The following is a 384-nucleotide window of genomic DNA, read 5'->3' on the forward strand; positions in this document are numbered from 1 at the left end:
CCATCGAGGCGAATAACCCAGTTTGCCAAGGTGGTGCGGCTGACTTCGCCACCATAGCGCTGGATAATCCCCGCCAACCGATACAGCGGTAGCGCATCGGCGTATTTGGCGACCAGGATGTAGGCCAGCAGTTGCACGCTGGCGATGCACTTGCCCAGCGGATGGACCGGCCGGGGCGCCGTCTTGATCGAGGAATCGCCCTCCGGCGTCTCGAACACCGCCTTCTCCTGCCAGTATTCGAGCACCTGGGCCCGGGCGGGGACGATATCCAGCTCTTCCTTCACCTTGGTGAAAAAGGTGCTGCTGGCCCCGGCCTTCTCTTCCTCGCTCAGCGGCAGTTCGATACGAACCCGCGGCAATTTCTCGGAAAAGCCGGCGCGCTTC

General features: G+C 62.5%; 1 protein-coding gene. It reads right to left on the reverse strand.

Features of this window, described 5'->3' with window-relative positions; genetic code table 11:
• On the reverse strand, positions 1-384 hold a 384-nt coding region (locus ACYQ2W_RS26700; protein WP_459874174.1), incomplete at both ends, for a transposase.

Source organism: Endothiovibrio diazotrophicus (genome assembly GCF_054657215.1).